The organism is Nonomuraea sp. NPDC003754 (assembly GCF_053605785.1).
In genome coordinates this window covers 57,140-82,890 of record NZ_JBSGJX010000041.1, presented here as the reverse complement: position 1 = coordinate 82,890, position 25,751 = coordinate 57,140, and the positions used below count along the sequence as shown (strand labels likewise).

Here is a 25,751-nt window from a genome sequence, read left to right as displayed (position 1 = left end):
AGGGGCGCGTGCCCGAGCCCGAGCAGCATGGTGATCCACGAGTACAGCTCGAAGCCGTGGTAGTACGGGTAGACGGCGCTCTCGTCCGGCAGCCGGCCGGCAGCCAGCTCCAGCAGGTCCGACAGGCTCTCGGGGATCTTGCGGCGCTTGGTCTCCTGCCAGTACGGCGTGTCGGCGCGGGCGCCGGCCCGGTAGTGCAGGATCAGGAACTCCTTGACCCCGTCGATCACCCGGGCCACCTTGTCGTTGTAGCCCTTGCTCAGCAGCGGGTCCCAGCGCTCGTCGGGGAAGTGCTTGACCAGCTGCTCGATGCCGTGCTGGATGAAGAAGATCCCGGTGGACTCCAGGGGCTCGACGAAGCCGCTGGACAGGCCGATGGCCACGCAGTTGGCCACCCAGGAGCGGTGGTTGCGGCCGATCCGCATGCGGATGTGGTTGGCCTCGAGGTCGTCGCGGCCGGGCGCGGCGAAGGCGCGCAGCGTGCGCTCGGCCTCCTCGGGGGTGCAGAACTCGTCGGAGTAGACGTAGCCGGTGCCGTTGCGGCCGTAGAGCGGGATGGTCCAGATCCAGCCGGCGTCCATCGCGGTGGCCGTGGTGTAGGGGTTGATCAGCTCCTGCTCCTCGCGAGGCACCCGCAGGGCGACCGCGCGGTTGTTCGGCAGCACGTCCAGGAAGGGGCGGAACGGCTCGCCCAGCGTCTCGTTGATGAGCAGGCCGCGGAAGCCGGTGCAGTCGATGTAGAGGTCCCCGGTCAGCCGGCCGTGCTGCCTGGTGGCGACGTGGCTGATCCAGCCCCGCTCGTCCTGCCCGACACCGGTGACGTCGTCGAGCACGTGGCGGACGCCCTGCCGTACTCCCAGGCCGGTCAGGAACCCGGCCAGCTGGGCGGCGTCGAAGTGGTAGGCGTAGGGGAACTGCGCGCGCTGCTCGTCGAGGGTGGAGCGGCCGAGCGTGCCGTCCAGCCCGGAGGCGAACAGGCTGCCGTCGCGCATGCGGGGCGAGCGCCTGGCCTCGCAGAGCCACGGGGTGATGTAGCAGTGCCGGTCGAACGGCTCGGCGCCGTTGAGCCGCAGGTGCCAGTCGGCCAGGGTGAACCCGTCGCTCACGCGCAGCCGCTCGAACGGGTGGTAGAAGTGGGTGCCGTCACCGCGCCAGTTCTGGAACCTGATGGCCAGCTTGTAGGAGGCCGCGCACTGCGGCATCCAGTCCCGCTCGTCCAGCCCGAGGTAGTCGAAGAAGTGCCGGACGGTGCTGAAGGTGGCCTCGCCCACGCCGATCGTCGGGATCCGCGGCGACTCGACCAGGGTGACCGAGACCCGGTCCCCGAAGGCGGCCTTGAGGTAGGTGGCGGTCATCCATCCGGCCGTGCCGCCGCCCACGATCACCACGCTGTTGATCATCGCTACTGTCCTCTCAGGCTGAGCGGCCGCATGTCGGTCCAGATGGTGGCGACGTGGGCGAGGCACTGCTCCCGATCGCCCGCGAAACCCTCGTCCGTCCAGCCGGCGGGGTTGTCCCGGCCGGCGGGCCAGATCGAGTACTGCTCCTCGTGGTTGACGACGACTTTGAACATGGGCTCATGCCTCCCTGCAGTGTGCGGCGACGATCGGTCCGATATGGGCCATGGCGTCGGCCCTGGTCATCGCCTCGTGGTCGCAGTCGATCTCGTGGACGTCCAGGCGGCCGGTCACGTGCGGCCGCCAGATCCCGGCGGCGGACACCCCCGGAGCCCAGCTCCGCGTGGCGACGAACAGCACCGCGTCGCCGCCGACGCGTCCGGGGCGGTGCGCGTCCAGCAGCCTGGAGTTGTGCAGGACGGTCTCGGTCATCGTGGCCACGAGCTCCTCGTCCAGCTCGGCCGCGTAGCCGACGGAGTCCATCAGCAGCTCGCGGGCCTCGGCCGGGTCCTCGATGCCCGGCCGTTCGGCGCCGGAGAAGGCCGGGTAGCTGTCGAGCAGCGCGAGCAGGGCCACCTGACCCTCCCGCTCGCCCTCCAGCCGCTCGGCCATGGCGTGGGCCACCAGGCCGCCGAAGGACCACCCGAGCAGGTGGTAGGGGCCCTCCGGCTGCACCTTGCGGACCAGTTCCAGGTACTGCTCGGCCATCTCGGCCACCGATCCGGCCCGGCCGGGCCCGGTGGACTGCAGCCCGTAGACCGGCCGGTCGGGCTCCAGGTGCGGCAGCAGGCTGCTGTAGCACCAGCTCACCCCGCCGACCGGGTGGACGCAGAACAGCGGCGGCAGGTCGCCGGCGGGCCGCAGCGGCAGCAGCATGTCGAAGGCGTCCGCGCCGCCGCTGCCGTCGAGCCGCTCGATGAGCTCGGCGACCGTGGGCGCGGCGAACAGGTCGCGGATGGTCAGCCTGACCCCGAGCGTGCCGCGGATGCGGCTGATCAGCCGGGTGGCCAGGATGGAGTGGCCGCCGTTGGCGAAGAAGTTGTCGTCGATGCCGAGCCCTGGGGCTTCGAGCACGTCGGAGAAGAGCTCCAGCAGCGTGTTCTCCCTCGGCGTGCGCGGCGAGCGGTGCCGCGCGCGAGGGGGTTCCGGCAGCGCCCGGCGGTCCAGCTTGCCGTTGGGGTTCAGCGGCAGCGCGCGCAGCGGCAGGTAGGCCGCGGGAAGCATGTGCGTCGGCAGGTGGGCCAGGGCGTGCTGGTGGACGGCCGCCGGGTCGGCGCTCTCCGGCGTGAGGTAGGCGACGAGCTGGTCGTCGCGGACGATGACCGCGGCCTGCGCGATCCCCGGGGCGCCGCCCAGGACGGTCTCGATCTCGGCGAGCTCGATGCGGTGGCCGCGGAGTTTGATCTGGTTGTCGGCGCGGCCGAGGAATTCGAGGGTGCCGTCGGGGTGGCGGCGGGCCAGGTCGCCGGTGCGGTAGAGGCGGCGGCCGCCGGTCCAGGCGATGAAGCGCTGGGCGGTGAGTGCGGGGCGGTCGAGGTAGCCGCGGCCGACGCCGGGTCCGCCGATGTACAGTTCGCCGCGCACGCCCGGTGGTACCGGCCGCAGATTGCCGTCCAGCAGGTGGACCTCGGTGTTGACCAGCGGGCGGCCGATCAGCGGCACTTCGCCGTCACGCACCCGGTAGCCGGTGCTGTCGTTGGTGCACTCGGTCTGGCCGTAGTAGTTGTAGCTGTCGGTGTCGGTCGCCTGCCGCATCGCCCGCCACAACCCGGCCGAGACCGCCTCCCCGCCCACCATCAGCGCCTTCGGATGGTGCCGCCCCGGCGCGAACAGCCCGGCGGCGACCAGCTGCTCCATGAAGACCGGGGTGAGGTCCACGAAGCCGATCCGGTGCCGGTCGATGTAGTCGACCAGGTCCTCGGGCGTGCGCCGCGTCACGTCGTCGATGACGTGCAGCTCGTGCCCGTCGACCAGCCACAGGATCGAGTCCCACGAGGTGTCGAAGGTCAGCGGCACCACGAAGGCGATGCGCAGCCGCTCGCCCTTCGCCGCGGTGAACAGCCCGTGCCGGTGCGCGTGGAACAGGTGGGCCAGACCGCCGTGTTCGAGCACCACGCCCTTGGGCCGGCCGGTGGAGCCGGAGGTGTAGATGACGTAGGCGGCGTGCCGGGGCAGCGGCGGGGTGCCGGGGTCGTGGTCGGGCCCGTCCGGCACGTCCTCCATCGCCAGGGTCCGCTCGTACGGCAGCGCCGTGCCGCGGGTGGTGAGCAGGAGGAGCGGCCGGGCGTCCTGGAGGGTGTAGGCGAGCCGCTCCTCGGGGTGTTCCAGGTCGAGCGGCAGGTAGGCGGCGCCCGCCTTGTGGACGCCCAGGATGGCCGTGATCATGTGGACGGAGCGGGGGAGGGCCAGCGCGATGAGCGTCTCCGGTCCGGCTCCTTGTGCCCTGAGGTGGTGGGCCAGCCGGTTGGCCGTACGGTTCACCTCGTCGAAGGTCCAGCTGCGCCCCTCGGCCACCACGGCCACGGCGTCCGGGGTGCGGGCGGCCTGCTGTTCGAAGAAGGTCGGCAGGGTCTGCGGTGGCGCTTCGACGCGGGGGCCGTGGGAGTGGGCCACCGCCTGGCGGGCCTCCTCGGCGCTGAGCACGGGCAGCTCGCCGATCGGGGCGTCCGGGTCGGCCACGGCGGCCTCCAGCAGCCGCAGCAGCCGCTCGGCCAGCGCCTCGGCAGTGGCCCGGTCGAACAGGTCCACCGCGTACTCGAGGTAGGCGGCCATGCCCTCCGGCTGTCCGCAGGGGCCGTAGTTCTCGATCACGTCGAGGGTCAGGTCGTAGTCCGCGGTGCCGTGCCGTACCGGCTCGTGGGCGATGTCCAGGCCGGCGAAGGCGAGCTCGGCCGGGGCGTTGTTCTGGAAGACCAGGAGCACCTGGAAGAGCGGGAAGCGGGCCAGCGACCGGGTGGGGTTGACCGCCTCCACGACCCGCTCGAAGGGCACGTCCTGGTGCTCGTAGGCGGCCAGGTTGCCCTCTCTGACGCGCTCGAGCAGCTCGTGGAAGCTCGGGTCGCCCGAGGTGTCGGTCCGCAGCACGAGGGTGTTGATGAAGCAGCCGACCAGGTCGTCCAGCGCCTCGTCGCCCCGGCCGGCCACCGCGGTGCCGATCGGGACGTCCTCGCCCGCGCCCAGCCGGGTCAGCAGGGCGGCCAGGGCCGCCTGCACCACCATGAACAGGCTGAGGTTGCCCGACTGGGCCACCTCCAGCATGCGCTCGTGCAGCTCGGGCGGGATCGTGAAGGGCACCGTGTCGCCGCGGTAGCTGGCGATCGCCGGGCGCGGCCGGTCGGTGGGCAGGTCGAGCTGGTCGGGCAGGCCGGCCAGGCCGGCGCGCCAGAACTCCAGCTGCTCGTCGCCCGGCTCCTGCCACAGGGCGTAGTCGGCGTACTGGACGGGCAGCGGGCTCCACCCGGGCGACCCGCCGTCGAGCCGGGCGCGGTAGGCCTCGGCCAGGTCGCGCGAGAGCGGCGCCATGGACCAGCCGTCGCAGGCGATGTGGTGGACCACCAGCAGCAGGACGTGCTCGCGGGCGCCGAGCCTGAACAGCCGCATCCGCACCGGCGCCTCCCGCGTCAGGTCGAAACCTTGCGCAGTGGTCGCGGTGAGCAGCTCCGGCAGCTCCCGCTCGGTGGTGTCCACCGGCGTCAGGCGCACCGGAGCGGGTGGCAGCACGTGCTGGTAGGGGCCCGCCTCGTCCTCGGGGAAGACCGTGCGCAGCGGCTCGTGCCTGGCCACCACGTCGGACAGGGCGGCGGCCAGCGCGGGCACCGCCAGCGGGCCGCGCAGCCTGAGGCAGACCAGCGTGTTCTGGGCGTGGTCGCCGGCGTCCTCCAGCCGATTGAGGAACCACAGGCGGCGCTGGGTGAACGACAGCGGCAGCCGTTCCGGCCTGGGCATCGGCCGCAGAGCCGGCCGGGCGTCGCCGCGCAGGACCTCCGCCAGGCCCGCCACGGTCGGGTGGTCGAACAGGTCGCGGATGGTGAGGGTGGCGTCCAGGGCGGTGCGGATGCGGCTGATCAGCCGGGTGGCCAGGATGGAGTGGCCGCCGTTGGCGAAGAAGTTGTCGTCGATGCCCAGGTGGGTGGCGTTGAGCGTGTCGTTGAACAGCCGCAGCAGCGTCTGCTCGCGCGGGGTGCGGGGCGGCCGGTGCCGGGTGGCCGGGGGCTCGGGCAGCGCGCGGCGGTCCAGCTTGCCGTTCGGGGTCAGCGGCAGCGCGGGCAGCGGCAGGTAGGCGGCCGGCAGCATGTGGGTGGGCAGGTGGGTGCGGGCGTGGCGCTGCACGGCCGCGGGGCTGGCGCCGGCCGGCGTGAAGTAGGCGATGAGCTGCTCGTCGCGCAGGATCACCGCCACCTGGCCGACGCCCGCCGCCTGGCTCAGCGTGTGCTCGATCTCGGCCGGCTCGATGCGGTGGCCGCGCAGCTTGATCTGGTTGTCGGCGCGGCCGAGGAATTCGAGGGTGCCGTCTGGGTGGCGGCGGGCCAGGTCGCCGGTGCGGTAGAGGCGGCGGCCGCCGGTCCAGGCGATGAAGCGCTGGGCGGTGAGTGCGGGGCGGTCGAGGTAGCCGCGGCCGACGCCGCGTCCGCCGATGTACAGTTCGCCGCGCACGCCCGGCGGTACCGGCCGCAGGTCGCCGTCCAGCAGGTGGACCTGGATGTCCGGCAAGGGCCTGCCGATCATGACCGGCCCCGGCTCGTGGGTCCACGCCGTCGCGTCCACCGTCACCTCGGACGGACCGTAGGCGTTGATCATCGTGCGCCCGGCCGCCCACCACGCCATGAGCTCGGGCGGGCAGCCCTCCCCGCCGACCACGAGCACCCGCAGGTCGGGCAGCGGCTGGCGGGGCACGGTGGCCAGCAGCGCGGGGGGCACGTGCGCCAGGCTCACCCGCTGCTCGCGCAGGAAGTCCCCCAGCGCCTCCCCGGTGAGCGTGGCCGGTGCGATCACCAGGCAGCCGCCACGGGCGAACGCCGTGGCGACCTCCGACACCATGACGTCGAAACCGGGCGAGACCAGCTGGAGCACCCGGTGCGCGGGCCCGCCCGCCCCGTCCAGGCGCTCACCCAGATTGGCCGTCAGGTTGGCCAGCCCCCGGTGCTCCAGGACGACACCCTTGGGCGTGCCGGTGGAACCGGAGGTGTAGATGACGTAGGCCGCCCGGTCCGGCGCGAGCGGCAGGCCCGGGTCGTGCTCGGGCCCGGCGGGCACCTCCTCCATCATCACCGCCGTCTCGTACGGCAGCGCCGCCTCGCGCGTGGTGAGGAGCAGCACCGGCCGGGCGTCACGGAGCGTGGCGGCGAGCCTCTCGGCCGGATGCTCCAGGTCGAGCGGCAGGTAGGCGGCGCCCGCCTTGAGCACGCCCAGGATGCCGGTGATCAGGTCGGCCGAGCGGGGCAGGGCCAGCGCGACGAGGGTCTCCGGCCCGGCGCCGCGCTCCAGCAGGTGGTGGGCCAGCCGGTTGGCCATGCGGTTGACCTGGTCATAGGTCCAGGTACGGCCGTCGGCGACCACCGCGGGAGCGTCCGGGGTCCGGGCGGCGTACGACTCGAAGACCCGGGACAGCGGCTCCGGCCGCTCCTCGCGGCGCGGCCCCTCGGCCTGCCCCTCCTCCTCGGCGCTGAGCACCGGCAGGCGGCCGATCCGGGTGGCCGGGTCGGCGACGGCCGCCTCGACCAGCCTGGCCAGCCGCGCGGCCATCGACTCGGCGGTCGAGCGGTCGAACAGGTCGGCCGCGTAGTGCAGCGCGCCGCTCAGCCCCTCCTCCGACTCGTGCACGGCGAAGGTCAGGTCGAACTGGGCGGCGGGAACGTCCGCGTCCTGCCGGGTGACCTCCAGCCCGCCGAGGCTCCACGCGTCGCGCGGCTCCTCCTTCGAGTACGTCACCAGCACGTCGAACAGGGGGTTGTGGCCGGGGCTGCGCACCGGGTTGAGCCGCTCGACGACGCGCTCGAAGGGGGTGTCCTGGTGGGCGAAGGCCTCCAGGACGGCGGCGCGGGTGCGCCGCAGCAGTTCGGCGAAGGCGGGGTCGCCGCCGGTGTCGGCGCGCAGCACGAGGGTGTTGGCGAAGAAACCGATCAGGGGCGCGGTGTCCGGGTGGTCGCGGCCGGTCGTGGGGGTGCCGACGGCGATGTCGTGCCGGCCGGTCAGGCGGGCGAGCAGGGTCTGGACGGCGGTCAGCAGCACCATGTAGACGGTCGCGCCGTGCTCGCGGGCCAGCCGCCGGACGCCGTCGGCCGGCAGGCGCAGCGGCACGTGGTCGCCCCGTAGGGTGGGCGAGTGGGGCCGGGGCCGGTCGGTGGGCAGCTCGAGCGTCTCCAGGCCGGCCAGCCGGTCGGTCCAGTAGGCCAGGCCGTCCGCGGAGTCGTGGCGGCGCTGGTGGAAGGCGTGGTCGGCGTACTGGATCTCCAGGGCGGGAAGCGTCCGGCCCTGGTAGAGGGCGGCCAGCTCCGACCACAGGACGGGCAGGGACCAGCCGTCGCAGGCGATGTGGTGGAAGACCAGGAGCAGGACGTGGTCGTCGGCGGCCACGCGGTGCAGCCGCGCCCGCAGGACCGGCCCGCTCTCCAGGTCGAAGGGCTCCTCCCAGGCGCCCTCCAGCCCCTCCCCGAGCTCCACCGGGGCGGGCGGATCGACCACCTGCGCGGGGACGCCGTCGACCTCCACGTAACGGGTGCGCAGCACCTCGTGCCGGGCCACCACCCCGCTGAGCGCCCCGGCCAGCGCCTCGACGTCGAGCGGGCCGCGCAGCCGTACGGACACCGGCATGTTGTACGCGGGGCTGGCGGGAGCCAGCTTCCACAGGAACCACAGCCGCTCCTGGGCGAAGGACAGGGGCAGGGTCTCCTCTCGCGGCGCGCGCAGGACCGGCGGCGCGGCGGGCCGGGCGGTCTCGACGCGGGCGGCCAGCGCCGCCACGGTCGGCGCCTCGAAGATCGCGGTGACCGGCAGGTCGACGCCGAGCTCCTCCTTGAGCGCGAAGAGCAGGCGGGTGGCCAGCATCGAGTGCCCGCCGAGGTCGAAGAAGTCGTCGTGCGCGCCCACCTCGTCCGGCACCTGGAGCACCCGCCGCCAGACGGCGGCGACCGTGCGCTCCAGCTCGGTGCGCGGCGGCTCGTGGCGGGCACGGGAGACGGCGGGACCGGGCTGCGGCAGCCGGGCCCGGTCGACCTTCCCGCTCAGGGTGCGGGGCAGCGCGTCCACCTCGACGATCCCCGACAGCCACATCGCGCGGGGCAGGCGCTGGTTGCAGAACTCCCGCAGCTCGCCGTGGCCGGTCTCCCCCGTCAGCACCACGTAGCCGACCAGCCGGTGGTTGCCAGGCCCGTCGGGCCAGGCCAGCACGTGGCAGTCGGCGACCGCCGGATGCTCGCGCAGGACGGCCTGCACCTCGCCCGGCTCGACGCGGTGGCCGCGGATCTTCACCTGGTCGTCGTCGCGGCCGAGGAACTCGATGGTGCCGTCGGGCAACCAGCGGCCCAGGTCGCCGGTGCGGTAGAGGCGGGCGCCCGGCGCGGTGGCGAACGGGTCGGGCACGAAGCGGGCCGCGGTCTGCGCGGGCCGGCCGATGTAGCCGCGGGCCAGGCCCTCGCCACCGACGTGGAGCTCGCCCACGACGCCGATCGGCACCTGCCGGCCCTGCTCGTCCAGGACGTGGATACCGGTGTTGGCGGCCGGGGCGCCGACGGGCGTGATGCCGGAGACCGTCCGCGCGCCCCTGCGCACCTCGTGGATGGTGCTGTCGATGGTCGTCTCGGTGGCGCCCCAGGCGTTGAGCACGCGCACCTCGGAGCCGAGGGCCGCCATGATCGCCTCGCAGTCGGCCACGGACAGGGCGTCGCCGCCCGAGACGAGCAGGCGCAGGTCAGGCAGCCGCCGTCCGCTGCCGGCCACGTGCTGGGCCAGCGCGTGCAGCACGGCCGGGATGCTGTCGAAGGCGTCGATCCGCTCGGCCACGAGCGCGTCGGCCAGCTCGCCGGGAGCCAGAGCCAGGGTGCGCGGCGCGATCACCAGGCTCCCGCCGAACGTCAGGCTGCGCACCACGTCGCCGAGGAAGACGTCGAAGGAGGGGCTGGCCACGGTCAGCCACCTGCGGGCGCGGTACCTGCGCGCGGCCCAGTCGGCGCGCAGGTTGGCCAGGCCGCCCCTGGTGACCATGACGCCCTTGGGCGTGCCGGTGGAGCCGGAGGTGTGGATGACGTAGGCCAGAGCGGAGCCTGGCACGTCGCGTGCGGGCCGGTGGTCGGGCAGCGCGCCGAGGTCGCCGCCGATGTCGGCCACCCGCCAGGGGCCGTCGGGGATCTGCCCGGCGAAGCCTGAGTCCGCCAGCACGACCGCCGGTGCCGTACCGGCCAGCATCGCGGCCAGCCGCGCCGGCGGCTGGTCGGCGTCGACGGGGAAGAACGCCGCCCCCGCCTTCAGGGCGGCCAGCGGGGCGATCACCGAGTCCGGGCCGCGCCCCACGCAGATCGCCACCACGTCCTCGGTTCCCGCGCCGAGCTCGCGGATCAGGTGGGCCAGCCGGTTGGCCCGCCGCTCCACCTGGCCGTAGGTGAGCCGCTCGGCCCCGCACACCAGCGCCAGGTCGCCGGGGGCCGTGTCGGCGCAGGCCTCGAACTGCTCCTCGACGCTGGACCTGGCGTTGCGGGCGAGCCGGGTCGCGTTCCAGCGCGCCAGCTGCCGCCGCTCGGCGTCGGTGACCAGGTCGTAGTCGGCGATCGGCCGGTCCGGGTCGGCCGCCGCCTGGCGCAGCAGCACGTTCAGCTGGTCGGCCATGCGCTCGACGGTGCCCAGGTCGAACAGCTCGGCGTCGTACTCCAGGGCGCCGGCGAAGCCGTCGTGCAGGCTGAAGGTCAGGTCGAACAGCGCCCCGCCGGCGTCGCAGGGGTACGGCTGCGCGGCCAGCCCGCCCAGCTCCAGCCTCGAGGTGGCCGCGTCGCTGTCGCCGGTGAACATGACGTTGAACAACGGGTTCCTGCCGGGACCGCGCACCGGGTTGAGCCGCTCGACGACGCGCTCGAAGGGGGTGTGCTGGTGGGCGAAGGCGTCCAGCACGGTGGTCCGGTTCCGGCGCAGCAGGTCGCGGAAGGTGGGGTTGTCGCCGGTGCCCGCGCGTAGCACGAGGGTGTTGACGAAGAAGCCGATGAGCGGGGCGGTGTCGGGGCGGTCGCGGCCGGCTGTGGGGGTGCCGACGGCGATGTCGTGCTGGCCGGTCAGGCGGGACAGCAGCGCCTGGACGGCGGTCAGTAGCACCATGAAGACCGTCGCGCCGCTGTCGCGGGCCAGCGCGCGCAGCGTGCGCGCCGTCTCCTCCGGCACGCGCAGCGGCACGTGGTGGCCCTGGTGCCCGGGCTCCTGCGGCCGGGGCCGGTCGGCGGGCAGTTCGAGCGTCTCCAGGCCGGCCAGCTGGGCGGTCCAGTAGCCCAGGCCGTCGTCAGTGTCACGGTCAGGGCCGGTGCCGGTGTCAGTGCCGGTGTCAGGGCCGCCGTCATCCTGGGCGGTGCCTGCATGGGCGGTGTCTGCGTGGGCGGCGGCGTGCCGCTGGCGGTGGGCGTGGTCGGCGTACTGGATCTCCAGGTCGGGAAGGGCCTCGCCCTGGTAGAGGGCGGCCAGCTCCCGCCACAGGATGGGCAGGGACCAGCCGTCGCAGGCGATGTGGTGGATGACCAGCAGCAGGACATGGTCGTCGGCGGCCAGGCGGAACAGCCGGGCGCGCAGGACCGGCCCGCCCTCCAGGTCGAAGGGCAGCGCGCACTCACGGTCGACCAGTCCGCGCAGCTCGCCCTCCGCGGCGTGGATCACCGGCAGCTCGACGGGCGCGGGCGGGTCCACGACCTGGGCGGGCGCCCCGCCCTCCGCGGCGTAGCGGGTGCGCAGCACCTCGTGCCTGGCCACCACCCCGCTCAGCGCCCCGGCGAGCGCATCCACCTCCAGCGGGCCGCGGAGCCGTACCGCCGCCGGGGCGTTGTAGGCGGGGCTGTCCGGGGCCATCCGCCACAGGAACCACAGCCGCTCCTGGGCGAACGACAGCGGCAGCGGCGTGCCGTCACGCGGCGCGCGCAGCGGCTCGGACCCGCGCGCCAGCCGTTCGAGGAGGAGCCTGCGGCGCTCGGGGGACAGCTGCGCGATCCGCGTGGCGAAGGTCTCGGACATGCGTGCGGGTCCTCTCATGACTCGGACGGCAGCAGCCGCTCGAGCTCGTCGTCGGTGAGCGCCTCGACCATCCGCTCCAGCTCCTCGGCGACCCGCTTGGCCAGGGCGGAGATGCGGGGCTCCGCGAGGATCTGCTTGATGCCCAGGTCGACGCCGAAGGCGGTGCGGATGCGGAAGGCGATCTGCACGGCGTGCAGGGAGTGCCCGCCCAGGGCGAAGAAGTCGTCCTCGGCCCCGGCCCGTTCGACCTCCAGCACCTCGCGCCAGATCGCGGAGAGCGCCTCCTCCACCGGGTCGCGGGGCGCGACGTACTCCGCCTCGGGGACGGCCTGGCCGGAGCCGGGCAGGGGGAGCGCGGCCCGGTCGATCTTGCCGTTGGGGTTGAGCGGCAGCTCATCCATGATCATCAAGCTGGCCGGCACCATGTGCTCGGGCAGCTGCCCCGCCAGGTGCTCCAGCAGCTCGCCGGCGCTGACCGCGGCGGCGGGCTGCACGTAGGCGGCCAGCCTGCCGCCGGGCGCGGTCACCACGCAGGCGGCCACCGACGGGTGCCCGGCCAGCGTCTCCTCGATCTCGCCCAGCTCCACCCGGAAGCCCCGGATCTTGACCTGGTGATCGCGGCGGCCGAGGAAGTCCAGGGTGCCGTCGGGCCGCCAGCAGGCCAGGTCGCCGGTGCGGTACAGGCGCGAGCCCGGCACCCCGGAGAAGGGATCGGCGACGAAGCGGTCGGCGGTCAGTCCGGGCCGCCGCCAGTAGCCGACGGCCACGCCGGGGCCGCCCAGCCACAGCTCGCCGGGAACCCCGACCGGAGCGGGACGCAGTGCCTGGTCCACGACCCAGGCCTGCGTGTTGGCGATGGGCGGCCCGATCTGCCCGTTGGTGAGCGGCAGCTCCGCCAGCGGTCTGCAGGTGGAGATGCTGGTCACCTCGGTCGGGCCGTAGATGTTGTGCAGGCCGGAGTGGCGGGCCTCGCGGACGCTGCTCAGGTTGATGCGCTCGCCGCCGATGTAGACCTGGTCCACGGTGGCGAAGGCGTCGGGCACCTCGCCGACCGTCGAGTTGAACAGGGCGGTCACCAGGGCGAGCGTGGTCACGCCCTCGGCCCGCAGCAGCGCCGTCAGCCTGGCGGGTGACAGCACCGTCTCGTTGTCGGCGATCACCAGCCGCCCGCCGTTCAGCAGCGCGCCCCAGACCTCGAAGATGAGCGGGTCGAAGGACGAGTTCGACAGCTGGGCCACCACGCTGTCGGGGCCGAGCCGGACGTAGTCGGTGCCGCGCACCAGGCGCACGACGCCGCGGTGCGGCACCGCCACCCCCTTGGGCCGCCCGGTGGAGCCGGAGGTGTAGACGACGGTCGCGACACGGTCCCCGCCGCCGTGGTCGCCGTCGCGGAAGTCGCGGGTGCCGAGATCCTCCACGGCCATCGCCTGGCCTTCGGCGAGCGGCAACCCGGCCAGCAGGTGGCGGTGCCCGAGCACGATGCCGGCGCCGGTGTCCTCCAGCATGAACGCCAGCCGCTCGGCCGGATACCCGGGGTCGAGCGGCACGTAGGCCGCCCCCGCCCGCAGGATGCCGACGATCGCGCAGACCAGGTCGGCCGAGCGGGCGCAGCACAGCCCGACCAGGTCGCCCGCGCGCACGCCCGCCTCCCGCAGGGCCGCGGCGACCGAACCGGCCCGCCGCCACAGCTCGGCGTAGCTCAGCCGCACGTCGCCGTCGACCACGGCCACGCGCTCGGGCCGCAGCAGGACGTGCTCGGCCACCAGCGACTCCATCGAGCCGGCCAGCGGCGCCGGCCGGTCGGTCCGGTTCCACCGGCCGACGAGCGCGCGCTCGGCCGGCGAGGACAGCGGCGCGGCGGCCACGGGCGCGTCCGGATCGGCGGCCACCTGGTGCAGCGCGGTCAGGTACTGGTCGCGGACGCGCCGGACCTGCTCGGGCGAGAACTCGCCCCGGTGGAAGTCCAGCCCCATGAGCAGCCCGTTGCCGGAGCGCGGGTTGCGCAGGAAGCCGCAGACGAACGGGTAGTTGGTCGGCTCGACCCGCACCGTGGTGAAGGCGTCCAGCTTGGGGTCGACGAAGGCGACCTCGCCCGCGTCGAGCACGTCCTTCAGCACGTGGAAGTGGTTGTAGACGAAGTGCGTCTCGTACAGCGGGCCGCCGCCGGCCATGCGCTGGATCTCCGACATGGGGAAGCGGCGGTGCGGCAGCAGGCCGTTCTCCTCCTCGAAGACGCGCCGGATCAGCTCCGCCCACGTCCCGCCGACCCGCGCCCTGATCGGCAGCGAGTTGAGGAACAGGCCGCGGGACTCGGTGCCGTCGGCCTCCTCCAGCCTGCCGTTGAAGGCCATCCCGGTGACCACCTCGTCGGTCCCGGCCAGATAGGCCAGCACCCGCACGTGTACGGCCAGCAGCACGCTCTTCAACGGCACGCCCAGCCGTTCGGCCACCTTCTCCAGGCCCCTGCAGAGGTCGCCGGGGATCTTGGTCTCCCGCCAGCCGTAGAAGTCGCTGCTCTCCTGGGGCAGGGTCCAGTCCTGGACGTCGTAGGCGGGGCCCGCGTCGTCGACCGCGCAGTCGCGCGGCCAGCGGGGCAGCACCAGCCGGTCGAGGCCGGCCAGCCGCTCGCTCCACCAGGCGCGCTCGTCGGCCGACCGCAGGGCTTGGCGCTCGGCCTCGATGAAGTCGCGGTAGGTGGAGGCCGGTCGCGCCGCGGCCGCGGCGGCCGGGTCCTGGAGCAGGGCCACGTAGCGTTCCAGGATCTCGGCGATCGTGGAGTGCAGGCTCCAGCCGTCGAGGATCGCGTGGTGCTCCACCAGCGTCCACTGGAAGGTCTCGTCGGTGCGCCGGTGGACGAAGAAGCGCCACAGCGGCGGCCTGGACAGGTCGAAGGGCCGCTCGCGCTCGCGGTCGACCAGCTCGCCGATGACGCGCGCCTGCTCCTCGGCCGGCAGCTCGCGCAGGTCGGCGACGACGATCGGCAGCTCGGCCTCACGGTGGACGAGCTGCAGCATCTCGCTGTACTCGCTCAGGTGGAAGGAGGTGCGCAGGATGTCGTGGCGCCGCACCACCTGGGCGGTCGCGGCGCGGAACAGCTCCTCGTCCCACGGCGCCCGCAGGTGGAAGCTGTCGACGTTCTGGTAGAGCATGCGCTCGTCGGACTCCATGTGGAAGACCATGCCGACCTGGAGCGCGGCCATCGGGTAGGCGTCGACCACGTCCTCGGGCAGCCGGGCCCGGTCGGCGGCGGAGACCAGCCCGTACGGCTCCCGCTCCCGCTCCACCGGCGCCGCCGGCACGATGTCGGCGGCCAGCTGGGCCACCGTCGGCAGCTGGAAGAGCCGCTGCAGCTCGAAGTCGAGCCCGCGCTCGCGGGCCAGCGCCAGCACCTGCACGCTGCGGATGGAGTCCCCGCCCAGGTGGAAGAAGTTGTCGGTGACGCCGACCCGCTCCAGCTCCAGCACCTCGGCCCAGACGGCCGCCAGCTCCCGTTCCGTCTCGGTCCTGGGGGCGACGTAGTCCCGGCCCAGCGCCGGCCGGTCCTCGCCGGGCGGCGGCAGCGCGGCCCGGTCGACCTTGCCGTTGCCGCTGAGCGGCAGCTCGTCCAGGATGATCACCACGGAGGGGATCAGGTGCGCGGGCAGCCGCGGCTCCAGGAACTCGTGGACCGCCTCGACGGTCAGCTCGCCCCTGGGCACGACGTAGGCGACCAGCCGCCGCTCCGGCGCGCCGTGCGCGACGATGACGCACTTGGCCACGTGGGGATGCTCGACGACGGCCGCCTCGACCTCGCCCGGCTCGATGCGGAAGCCGCGGATCTTCAGCTGGTGGTCGATACGGCCGTGGAACTCCAGCGTGCCGTCGGGCTTCCAGCTGGCCAGGTCGCCGCTGCGGTAGAGCCGGGCGCCCGGCCGTCCCGAGAAGGGGTCGGGCACGAAACGCTGGGCGGTCAGGTCCGGCCGGTTCCAGTAGCCGCGGGTCACGCCGTCGCCGCTGACGTACAGCTCGCCGATCACGCCGGCCGCCACCGGCTGCCCGTCCGGGTCCAGGATGTGGATGCCGAGGTCGGGCAGTGGGACGCCGATCGGGCTCGGCCGCTCGGCCAGCAGCTCGCGGGTCAGCGGGGCGTAGGTGCTGTGCACGGTGGTCTCGGTGATCCCGTACATGTTGACCAGCTGCGGAGAGTCCTCGCCGTGCCGCTCCCACCAGCGCAGCACCGAGTCGCGGTCGAGCGCGTCCCCGGCGAAGATCACCAGGCGCAGGGCCAGGTCGACGCCCCGCCGCTCGTCCACGGCGACGAACTGGCGGAAGACGGCCGGGGTGGCGTTCAGCACGGTCACCCGCTCGCGGGCGACCAAGTCGTAGTAGGCCTCCGGCTCGCGGCTCTCCCAGTGACTGACCACGACCAGGCGGCCGCCGGTGGTCAGGGCGTTCCAGACCTCCCAGACGGAGACGTCGAAGGAGCTGGAGTGCAGCAGAGTCCACACGTCGTCGGGGCGGAAGCCGTACCAGCGCCGGGTGCCCGACAGCAGCCGGATCACGTTGTGGTGGGTGGCCATCACGGCCTTGGGCGTGCCGGTGGAACCCGAGGTGTAGATCAGATAGGCGAGGTCGTCCGGGCCGGTCTCCGCGTCGGTGAAGGGCCCAGCGGCAGGCTCAGCGGCAGGCAGGGTGGCGGGGGAGTCCACCAGGACCTTCCGGTAGCCGCCTGACGGCAGCTCCACCCCGCGCTGGGTGACGACCACCCGCAGCCCGGCGTCCTCCAGCATGAAGGCCAGGCGGGAGGCGGGATAGGCCGGGTCGAGCGGCACGTAGGCGGCCCCGGTGCGGAGGATGGCGAGCATGCCGACGACCAGGTCGGCGCTGCGGCGGCAGGCCAGCCCGACCAGGTCGCCCGGCCCGGCGCCGAGGCGGCCGGCCAGCGCGCCGGAGCGCTCCCACAGCTCGGCGTAGGTGAGGCTGGTGGCGCCGTCGGTGAGGGCGACGGCGTCCGGACGGGCGCGCACCTGCTCGGCCACCAGGCGGGGCAACGAAGTGGTGGGGGCGATGCGCTCGCCCGGCCCCGACCAGCTCGCCAGCAGCCGCCGCTCGTGCTCGGGGAGCGAGCCGACCTGGGAGACGGGCCGGTCGGGCGCGGCCAGCAGGCCGTCCAGCAGGGTCTGCCACTGCTCGGCCAGCCGGTCGGCGGTGGCGGCGTCGAACAGGCTGGTGGCGTACTCCAGTTCCACGCGCAGCTCGCCCTCGCAGTCCACCACGGTGACGGTGAGGTCGAACTTGGCCGTCCCGGTGTCGGCGGGCAGCAGCTCCGCCTCCGCCTCGCCCAGCCGCCAGCGCCGCCGCTCCTGCCGGTGGAGGCCGAACAGCACCTGCACCAGCGGCGGGTGCGACAGGTCACGCTCGGGCTGGAGCGCGTCGACCAGCGCGGCGAACGGGGTCTCCTGGTGTGACTGGGCCGGCGCCGACGACTCCCGCACCCGGGCCAGCAGCTCGGTGAAGGTCGGGTCTCCCGCCAGGTCGGCCCGGACGATGAGGGTGTTGGCGAAGAAGCCGACGAGCTCCTCCAGCTCCGGCGCCGGGCGACCGGCCACGGGCGTGCCGAGCACCAGGTCCGTACGGCCGCTCCACCGGCCCAGGAGCAGGGCGAAGGCGGCGAAGAGCACCTCGAAGACGGTGGCGCCCCTGGCGTGGGCCAGCTCGCGCACCTGCTCGGCCATCGGCAGGGTGAAGTACTTGGTGGCGCCGTCGAACTCCTGGACGGCCGGCCGCCGCCGGTCGACGGGCAGCTCGAGCAGCGGCGGCAGGTCCGCGAGGTACTCGCGCCACCAGGCCAGCCCCTCGTCCAGGGGCAGGCCGCGCTGCCAGGCCGCGTAGTCGGCGTAATCGATGACCGGCGGCGCGGGCTCGTTGCCTGCCAGCTCCTCCAGCAGCAGCCCGAGCGACCAGCCGTCCACGGCGATGTGGTGGAAGGAGATCCACAGCAGGTGGTGCTCGGCGGTGTGGGTGATCAGCCCGGCGCGCACGAGGGGAGCGGCCGACAGGTCGAAGGGCTCCCTGAGCCGGCGGTCGGCCAGCCGCCGCGCCTCCTCCCAGGCGGCGGCGCGCTCCTGGCTCCAGGGCACGGCGGCCTCGCGCAGGTGGGTGCGCGGCCTGCCGTCGGTGGCGGTGAAGGCGGTGCGCAGGGCCGGGTGCCGGTCGGCCAGGCCCTGTACGGCCCGCCGCAGCCCGGCGGCGTCGGCCGGACCGGTGAGTTCCAGCAGCACGGGGACGTTGTAGAGCGGGATGCCCGGCCGCCACTGGTCCAGGAACCACAGCCGCTCCTGGCCGTGCGACAGCGGGTCGGATCCGGGCTCACGGCGCGGGATCGCGACCGGCCTGGGCAGGTCGTCGAGGCCCGCCTCGGCCAGCAGCCTGCTGATGAGCAGCTCTTCGGCGCGGTCAATGTGCATCTGCGTTCTCTTTCTCCGCAACCACGCGGGCTTGCCGGACCTGGAGGACGATGGCCGCCACGCGGTCCAGCCGGTCGCCGTCCGCGCTGCGCAGCGCGGCGGCCAGGCGCCGGACCGTCTTGTGCCGGAACAGGTCGCGGACCGAGAGCGTCGTGCGCAGGGCGCGCTCGATCCGTGTGGTGACCTTGACGGCGTGCAGGGAGTGGCCGCCCAGATCGAAGAAGTCGTCGGTGGCGCCGAGCCGTTCCACGCCGAGCACCTCGGCCCAGATCCCGGCCAGCAGCTCCTCCACCGGCCCGTCCGGTGCCACCGCGGCCGCCTCGGCCCGCTGCCGCTCGGGCGCGGGCAGGGCGGACAGGTCGACCTTCCCGTTGGGGGTGAGGGGCAGCCGGTCCACGAGGATCAGGTGGGCGGGGATCAGGTGCTCGGGCAGCTCCCGCGCCAGTCCCTCGCGCAGCCCGGCCAGGGTGACCCCAGGGCCGGGCTGGACGTAGCCGGCCAGCTCCACCGGCCCGGACTCCGGCTCCAGCGCGACGACGGCGCAGCCGCGCACGCCGGGCAGCGCCGACATGGCCAGCTCGACCTCGCCGGGCTCTACCCGGAAACCGCGGATCTTCAGCTGCCGGTCGACGCGGCCGAGGAACTCCAGGGTGCCGTCCCCGTTCCAGCGGGCCAGGTCCCCGGTGCGGTAGAGGCGCGCGCCCGCCGTACCGGAGAAGGGGTCGGCCACGAACGAGGACGCGGTCCGCCCCGGCCGGTCCCAGTAGCCCCAGGCCACGCCGGGGCCGCCGAGCCACAGCTCGCCCGGCACGCCGGCGGCGGCCAGGTCGCCCGTGTCGAGGTCGACGACCCAGGCGGTGGTGTTGGCGATGGGCCTGCCGATGGGCCCGCGGACGGCGGGCGGCTCGGTGAGCCGCCGGCAGGTGGAGAAGGTGGTCACCTCGGTCGGCCCGTAGGCGTTGTGCAGGCTCTTCGGACCGAGCCCGCCGCGCAGCACCTCCCCGATCCTGGCCACGTCCAGCGCCTCGCCGCCGACGTAGAGCTGCTCGACCGTGGCGAAGGCGTCGGGGACCTCGCTGGTGGTGGCGTTGAACAGGGACGTGGTGAGGAAGGCGGTGGTGACCCGCTCGGCGCGCAGCAGCGCGGCGAGCGCGACCGGGGACAGCACGGTCTCCGGTGGCGTCACCGCCACGCGGCCGCCGTTGGTCAGCGCGCCCCAGACCTCGAAGGTGATGGCGTCGAAGGAGGCGTTGGAGACCTGGGCGATGACCGTCGTGCCGTCGAGGGCGACGTAGTCGGTCTCCCGGACCAGGCGGATGACGCCCCGGTGCGGGATCACCACGCCCTTCGGCCGTCCGGTCGAGCCCGAGGTGTAGATCACGTAGGCGGCGTCCTCGGGGCCGACCTCCACCTGAGGAGCGGCCCCGATCTCGGCGCCCGGCCCGTCCACGGCCAGGCCGGCGCGTCCGGCCAGCGGCAGCCCGGCGAGCAGGTCGCGATGCCCCACCACCAGTCGCGCGCCGCTGTCCTCCAGCATGAACGACAGCCGGGCGGCCGGGTAGGCGGGGTCGAGCGGCACGTAGGCGGCCCCGGCCCGCAGGATGGCCAGCATGGCGACGACCAGGTCGGCGCCGCGACGGCAGGCCAGCCCCACCGGCTCGCCCCTGCGCGGCCCGAGCCGCGCGGCCAGCGCGCCCGACCGCGCCCACAGCTCGGCGTAGGTGAGCCGGACGGCCCCGTCGCTCACCGCGACCGCGTCCGGGCGGCCGGCCACCTGCCGGGCGACCAGCTCAGGGACGGACACCGGCTCCGGGCCGGCCACGGAGCCGGACCCGCCGGACCCGCCGGACCCGGCGGACCAGCCGGCCAGCCGCCTCCGCTGGCGCTCGGGCAGCGCGCTGACGCGGGAGACCGGCCGTCCCGGCGCCGCCAGCAGGCGCCGCAGCAGAGTCTGCCACTGCTCGGCCAGCCGGTCGGCGGTCTCCGCCTCGAACAGGTCGGTCGCGTACTCCACCTCCACGGCCATCTCGCCCGGCGCGTCGTGCACGGTGAAGGTGAGGTCGAACTTGGCGGTCCCGGTGTCCGCCAGCCGCATCGTGGCCGTCAGCCCGTCGGTCAGGGCCCAGGAGTGGCGCGAGGGCCGGTAGTGCGCGAAGGCGACCTGCACCAGCGGCGCGTGGGTGAGCGCCCGCTCCGGCTGGAGCGCCTCCACCAGCAGCGCGAAGGGCACGTCCTGGTGGCTGAGCGCGCCCGCGACGCCGCGCCGTACCCGGTCGACCAGCTCGCCGAAGCCCGGCTCGCCGGACACGTCGGCCCGCACCACCAGGGTGTTGACGAAGAAGCCGACGAGCGGTTCCAGCTCGGGCAGCGGCCGGGCGGCCACCGGTGTGGCGATCGGCAGGTCGCTCCGGCCCGTCCAGCGGCGCAGGACCAGCGCGAAGACCGTCAGCGCCACGTCGAAGACGGTGGCCGAGCGCGCCCGGGCGAAATCGGTCAGGGCGCGGGCCAGCTCCGGCGGCACGACGTGGCGCCGGGTACCGCCGCCGAAGCTCTGCACGGCCGGGCGGCGGTGGTCAGAGGGGAGCTCCAGCAGCGGCGGCAGGCCGTCCAGGTGCTCACGCCACCAGGCCAGCCCCTCGTCCACGGGCCTGCTGCGCTGCCAGGCGGCGTAGTCGGCGTAGCCGAGCTCGTCGGGCGGCGGCAGGGCGCGGCCACGGCAGGCGGTGGTGAGGTCGTCGAGCAGGTGGTCCAGCGACCAGCCGTCGACGGCCAGGTGGTGCACGCAGATCCACAGCAGGTGCCGGTCGTGGGCATGGCTCACCAGCCCGGCCCGGACCAGGGGCGGCACGCCCAGGTCGAAGGGCTCTCTGAGGTGGCCGCGGACGGCCTCCCACGCCGCCGCCCCGTTCGCGGCGCGCTCGTGCCGCCAGGGGACGGCCGCCGCCCGGGTCACCGGCCGCGGCTGGCCGTCGACGGTGACGAAGGCGGTGCGCAGGGCCGGATGGCGGTCGACGACCCGCTGGAGCGCCTGCCGCAGCTCACCGGCGTCGGCCGGGCCGGTCAGCTCCAGCACCAGCGGCACGTTGTGGAGCGCCGTGCCCGGCCGCCACTGCTCCAGGAACCACAGCCGCTCCTGCTCCAGCGAGACCACGGCGTGCCCGTCGGGCGCCTTGACCAGCGGGCGCACCGGGCCGCGCACCGGGCCGCGCGCGGTGGCCGCGTCGACCACCTCGGCGCACCTGGCCAGGGTCGGGGCCGCGAACAGCTCGTCGAAGTGCACCTCGACGTCGAAGGCGGCGCGGATCCTGGTCAGCGCCCGGGCGGCGAGGATGGAGTGGCCGCCCATCGCGAAGAAGTCATCCTCCGCGCCGACCCTGGGCACCTCCAGGACCTCGGCCCAGATGGCGGCCAGCGCCTCCTCGGTGGGGGTACGCGGGGCGACGTAGGCGTCCTCGTGCCAGTCGGCCGCGATCGGCAGGGCGTCCGGGGCGATCACGACCTCGGCCAGCGGGGTGCCGGGATCGTCGTCCAGCGACTCCAGGATCGACTCCAGCCGGTCCAGGTGCCAGGCCATGGTGGCCGCGGTGTACCGGTCGGCGTCGTAGTCGCACTCCAGCCGCCGGTCGCCGGCATCGCCGGCCAGCAGGAAGAGGCAGTCGCAGTCGCGCAGGCCCAGCGCCAGCCGGTCCACCTCGGCCCGGTCGGCGTCGGCCGCCACCAGCACCCGGGCCTGCGGGTCGGCCGGGTCGCGCTCGGGCGCCAGCAGCTCGGCCAGCGTGGTGCGCTCCCCGACGGCCGCGCGCAGCGTCACCAGCCCGCTCCCGTCCACCGCCGCCATCGTCACCTGCTCGGTTCCGGCCTCGGCGATCAACGCCAGGACGGCCGCGGCCAGCACGGCGCCGCCGTACGGACGGGCGAGCGGGCGGGTCAGCGACCCGCGCGCGTAGGTGGGCCGGACGGTCGCCGCCAGGTCGGCGGGCAGCGTGGTCGAGGGACTCACGACGCGCCTCCCGGCAGCACCACGTGGTCGCCGATGACCAGGCGGTCCAGGCCGCCGCGCAGGAAGGTGTCGACCGCCTCGCGCGGGGTGCGGACGATCGGCTGGCCGCGCAGGTTGAAGGAGGTGTTGAGCAGCACCGGCAGGCCGGTGCGCGCGGCGAAGACGTTCAGCAGCGACCACAGGCGCGGGTTGCCGTCCCTGCTGACCGCCTGGACCCGGGCGGTGCCGTCGATGTGCGTGACCGCGCCCAGGCGCTCGCGGTGCTCGGGGCGGGTGCGGGTGGTGAACAGCATGTGCGCGTACTGGCGCTCGCGGCCCCGCCTGATCTCGAACAGGTCGGCCGCCGCCTCCTCGGCGACGACGGGGGCGAAGGGCCGGAAGTCCTCACGCTTCTTGATCAGGTTGTTGATGTGGTCGCGCATCCGGGCTTCGCGAGGGTCGGCCAGGATGCTGCGGCAGCCCAGGGCGCGGGGGCCGAACTCCATGCCGTCCTGGAACCAGGCGATCACCTCGCCCCGGTCCAGCGCGGCGGCGGTCTCGGCGAGCAGCTCCTCCTCGTCGGTGACGCGGCGGTGGCGGCAGTCGGTCCTGGTGGCCAGGTGCTCGGCGATCCGGTCGGCGTCGAAGGAGCTGCCCCAGTACGGCATGAGCAGCGGCGTGATCGGGGTCTCCGGCTTGCGGTCGGCGTGCAGGTGGAGCGCGGCGCCCACGGCGGTGCCGTCGTCGCCGGCGCCGGGCGGCACGAAGACCCTGTCGAACAGCCGGCTGCGCAGGATGAGGCCGTTGGCGGTGCAGTTGAGCGCGACCCCGCCCGCGTAGCACAGGTCGCGCAGTCCCGTCTGGTGACGGTAGTGCCGCAACACGTGCAGCAGGCACCGCTCCAGCGCCGCCTGGACGGCCGCGGCGATGTCCATGTGCCGCTGCTCGATCGGGCCGCCCGGCTGCCGCGCCGGTCCGAAGATCTCCTCCAGCACGGCCAGGACGCCCCGATGCGTCTCCCGCTGGAGCAGGTCGCCGTCGCGGGCCAGCAGCGGGACGCTGAACTCCGGCGCGGGCCGCAGGTGCACCAGCTGCCGCAGCTCGCGCTCGTAGCGGGTGCGGTCGCCGTAGGAGGCCAGGCCCATCATCTTGTACTCGTCCAGGGCCATCTCGAAGCCCAGGTAGAGGGTGAAGACCCCGTAGAGCGTGCCGAGGGAGTGCATCGCGGGCACGGAGTGCAGCACGTCGAGCTTGCCGCCGGTGCCGGCGAGCACGGTCAGGCTCTCGGTCTCGCCCCGGCCGTCGGCCACCAGCACCAGGCAGTCGTCGAAGCCGCTGGCGTAGTAGGCGCTGGCCGCGTGCGCCAGATGGTGCGGAACGGGGACGAAGCGCGAGCGGACCTCCTGGCCGGGGAAGTGCTCGGCGAACCAGTCCAGCTGCCGCTCGGGGTCGTAGACCTCCCGGTAGCGCCGGGCCAGGTAGTCCTCCCCGGCCTCCAGCTCGGAGGGCTCGTGGGCGAAGCCGTGGCCGATCAGGTCGAGGTCGGCCAGGCCGAGCCCGGCCCGGTCCAGGCAGTCGCGGATGGCGTTGGCGGGGAAGCGGCCGGTGCCCTTCTCTCCGGTGAAACGTTCCTCGGCCGAGGCCGCCACGACCCGGCCGTCCACCACCAGGGCGGCGGCCGAGTCGCGGCCCTGGCTGATCCGGTACTCGCGTTCGGACAGGCCGGGAAGCTCGCGCCGCTTGAATTCCTCGGAATGGTGCAGGCCGCTGATACCCAGGACTTTCATCACGTCTCCACGAGGGTCTCGGCGTGCGACTGGAGCGCATGCCTGTCGATCTTCTGGCTGCCGGTCAGGGGAAGGCTGGGCACGATCGCGATGCGCTGCGGCATGAGCGCCCGTGGCAGCCACTGCGCCAGGTGGTCGCGCAGCTCGGCCGTCCCCAGCCGCGCCGCCTGCGCGTACAGGGTCAGGCGCTGGTCATTGGCGCCGTGGTCGACCACCAGCGCGGCGGCCCTGGCCACCCGCGGATGGCGCTCGGCGACCGCCTCGATCTCCTCCAGCTCGATCCGCTGTCCGCGCAGCTTCACCTGGTGGTCGATGCGGCCGTGATAGGCCAGGGTCCCGTCGGGACGCCAGGCGCACAGGTCGCCGGTCCGGTAGATCCGGCCCAGCTCCGGGTGCTCCTGGAAGACGGCCGCCGTGCGCTCCGGGTCGCCGACGTAGCCGAGCGCCAGCTGCGGGCCGCTCAGCACGAGCTCCCCGATCAGGCCGACGGGCGCCGTCCGGTCCCACTGGTCGAGCACCGCGGCCCGGGTGCCCGGCAGGGGGCGGCCGATCGGCACGGGGTCGTGCGGCGGATCCGGCACCAGGTGCGTGACGGTGTAGATGGTGGTCTCGGTCGGGCCGTAGCCGTTCCACACCCGCGCGCCCGTCGTCCGCAGACCGGCCACGAGATCGGCGCTGAGCGCCTCTCCGCCGCAGATCACGTCGACGCCGTCCATGCTGCCGGCGGTCAGGTGCGGCACGGTCATCCGCCAGGTCGTCGGGGTGGCCTGGACCAGGTCGAGCCGCCGGCCGCGCAGCCAGGCGGCCAGCCGTTCCGGATCCCGCTGCAGGTCCTCGTGGACCAGCAGCAGCCGCCCGCCGGTGGCCAGCGGCAGGAAGATCTCCATCGTGGACATGTCGAAGGTCAGCGTGGCCATGCAGGTGACGTGCGGGCGCTCGGCTCCGATCATGGCGGCGATGGCGCCGACGCTGTGCCGCAGGGCCGCATGGGGGATGGCGACCGCCTTGGGCGTGCCCGTCGAGCCGGAGGTGGACAGGGCGTAGGCCACCCCGTCGAGGGCGACGGGGAAGTCGGGGACGGCGCCCGCGGCCGGCTCGGCCGTCGTGCGCAGGGCGGTGCAGCCGGGCAGCTCCACCCCCTCGGGGAGCACCGCGTGCCCCGCTCCGGCGGCGGCCAGTTGCTGGCTCAGCCGGAGCGGCGGGTGCTTGAGGTCGAGCGGCAGGAAGCCGGCGCCCAGCGACCAGGTGGCCAGCAGGGCGGCGACGGTCTCGATCCGCCGGGGCAGGCCGATGCCGACCAGATCGCCCGGTCCCACGCCGGCCTGCCCGAAGCGAGTGGCGAGCGCGACGGTCAGCTCGCCGAGCCGCCGGTAGGTGACGGCGGTGGCGCCGTCGTCGACGGCCACGGCGTCGGGGTCGCCGACCATGTGGTCCCTGATCATCGACGCCACGGTCCGTACGGTGTCCCAGTCGCGCTCGGTGTGCGCGCCCGCGACGATCCGGGCGTCCTCATCGCTCCAGAGCCAGGCCCGGCCGGCAGGCCGGTCCGGATCGGCGGCCAGCGCCGCCGCCAGCCGGGCGCGCAGCAGCGGCTCGGCGACGACCTCCCGGTCGCCGAGGTCGAACACGATGCTCCGGCCGCCCACGGCGACGCTGGTGGCCTCGGGCAGGGCGGCGACCGCCGCGACGATCTCGCTCAGCCTCGCCCGCCAGGGCAGCCGCACCTCGTGCCCGCAGACCTCACCGTGCACCTGCTCCGCGCCCGCGTGCGCGGCCAGCACCACCAGCGCGCCCGCCGCGAGCACCGCGCCAGGCGGCATACCGAATTTACCCGCGAGTCGCTCGGCGGCCTCGAATATCGGATTATCCATGTGGATCCCGTCAATTAAGAGAAGGGCTTTTCCACGAAACTCCGCGTGCTGATCCGGAAGTTAGCCCGGCGCCGCCG

Annotated in this window: 7 protein-coding genes; all 7 read right to left on the bottom strand. The window is 74.2% G+C overall.

Translation table 11 applies throughout. The features are described from left to right. Positions 1 to 1,400: tryptophan halogenase family protein (locus tag ACWEVS_RS36620; RefSeq protein ID WP_452555312.1), on the bottom strand; the 1,400-nt coding region annotated here is incomplete at its 3' end. Between the two features lie 2 nt (positions 1,401 to 1,402). Then, positions 1,403 to 1,573 carry an MbtH family protein gene (locus tag ACWEVS_RS36615; protein WP_354910868.1) on the bottom strand — a complete coding sequence of 57 codons (171 nt, stop codon included), beginning with the start codon at positions 1,571 to 1,573 and terminating at the stop codon, positions 1,403 to 1,405. 4 nt (positions 1,574 to 1,577) lie between these two features. Further along, on the bottom strand, positions 1,578 to 11,591 hold the full coding sequence (locus tag ACWEVS_RS36610; protein WP_452555310.1) for an amino acid adenylation domain-containing protein: 10,014 nt from the start codon (positions 11,589 to 11,591) through the stop codon (positions 1,578 to 1,580). 14 nt (positions 11,592 to 11,605) lie between these two features. Further along, on the bottom strand, positions 11,606 to 18,037 hold the full coding sequence (locus tag ACWEVS_RS36605) for an amino acid adenylation domain-containing protein (RefSeq protein ID WP_452555308.1): 6,432 nt from the start codon (positions 18,035 to 18,037) through the stop codon (positions 11,606 to 11,608). Then, complete coding sequence (locus ACWEVS_RS36600) at positions 18,027 to 22,037, bottom strand: amino acid adenylation domain-containing protein (protein ID WP_452555306.1); 4,011 nt, start codon at positions 22,035 to 22,037, stop codon at positions 18,027 to 18,029. Before ACWEVS_RS36600 ends, ACWEVS_RS36605 begins: the two co-directional genes overlap by 11 nt. Then, entirely contained in the window at positions 22,034 to 23,803 is a 1,770-nt protein-coding gene (locus ACWEVS_RS36595) for a carbamoyltransferase family protein (protein ID WP_449930735.1), read from the bottom strand. The genes ACWEVS_RS36600 and ACWEVS_RS36595 overlap by 4 nt, the downstream gene beginning before the upstream one ends. Continuing rightward, entirely contained in the window at positions 23,803 to 25,674 is a 1,872-nt protein-coding gene (locus ACWEVS_RS36590) for an amino acid adenylation domain-containing protein (protein WP_452555304.1), read from the bottom strand. Before ACWEVS_RS36590 ends, ACWEVS_RS36595 begins: the two co-directional genes overlap by 1 nt. Between the last annotated feature and the right edge of the window lie 77 nt (positions 25,675 to 25,751).